At 68.0% G+C, this 1,449-nt stretch carries 1 protein-coding gene; it reads left to right on the top strand.

Going from position 1 to position 1,449, the window contains the following annotated elements; genetic code table 11:
• On the top strand, positions 1–1,449 hold a 1,449-nt coding region (locus VT52_RS34610; RefSeq protein ID WP_143070974.1), incomplete at both ends, for a DUF6531 domain-containing protein.

Genomic DNA, 1,449 nt, shown 5'->3' with positions numbered 1-1,449 from the left:
TGACCCGCACCCACCTCTCCTCCTGCCGGGGCGGTGTCTGCTTCGGCCCGACGTGGATCTCCACCCTGGACGAGTGTCTTCAGATCGACGGTGAGGGTGTCGTCTTCGCGGCGGCGGACGGCATGCGTCTGGTGTACCCGGTGCCAGAACCGGGCGTCGCCACGATGCCGATCAAGGGTGCCCGCTGGCCGCTGGAGTGGGACGGCAGGCCGGACGGTGCGATGACGGTCACCGACCCGTCGACGGGCGTGGTCCGCACCTTCGCCGCCCCCGTCCCCTCACCCTCCTTCGGCGTGTTCCACCTGGCCTTGGACTCCTGGAGCGACCGCAACGGCAACCGCATCGACGTCGAACGCGACGACGAAGGCATTCCGTTCGGCATCCGCCACTCCGGCGGCTACTACGTCGCCGTTGACACCCAGGGCTCCCGCATCACGGCCCTGCGCCTCCTGGGCGAACCGCCGTCCCGCTACCGTCCGGGCACCGCACCCGACAAGCGCACGGTCGTGATGCGCTACGGCTACGACCCGTCGGGCAACCTGACCGAGGTCATCAACTCCAGCGGCGAGCCACTGCGCTTCACCTACGACTCCGAAGGTCGCGTCACCCGCTGGACCGACCGCAACGGCACGTGGTTCTCGTACGTGTATGACGAGCGCGGCCGGGTGGTGCGCACCGAGGGCGTCGACGGCATCCTCTCCGGCACCCTGACCTACGACGACACCGCCCGCACGACGACGTACACGGACTCGCAGGGCCGCGTCTCGGTCCACCGGTACAACGCCGACGGCCTCGTCGTGGAGGAGACGGACCCACTGGGGCACCTCACGCGCACGGAGTGGGACGAGTATGGTGACAAGCCATTGACGGTCACCGACGCCCTCGGCCACACCACCAGGTACGCCTACGACGACGCCGGTAATCTCACTGAACTTGCCCTGCCCGACGGTTCGGTGGCACGGGCCGCCTACAACGTGCTCGGCCTGCCGACCGAGGTGGTGGAGCCGGGCGGCGCGGTGTGGAGACACACGTATGACGAGCGGGGCAACCTGCAGACGGTGCTCGATCCGATCGGCGCAGAGACACGGTACTCGTACGACGCGGCGGGGCGGCCGACGGCAATCACGGACGCGCTAGGCCGTACTCGTACAGTCGCCTACAACGACGCCGGGCTACCTCTTGCTCTCACTGACGAACTGGGTCACACAACGACCATCCGCCGGGACTCTTTCGGCCGGGTGATCCAAGTGACAGACCCACTCGAGAATCAAACTCGGCTGGGCTGGACAACGGAGGGCAAACCCGCCTGGCGCGAACACCCGGACAACACTCGTGAGTCCTGGACGTGGGACGCAGAGGGCAACCTGCGCTCCCACACAGACGTCGCCGGCAACACCACGCAGCACGCACCCGGCCATTTCGACGTACCTGAGGTTCCCCCGGCGTGCG

The sequence above is a fragment of the Streptomyces malaysiense genome (assembly GCF_000980885.2).
Classification (GTDB): Bacteria; Actinomycetota; Actinomycetes; order Streptomycetales; family Streptomycetaceae; genus Streptomyces; species Streptomyces malaysiense.
Note: the sequence above shows the minus strand (reverse complement) of the source record. Positions and strands in the feature narration are given on the sequence as shown.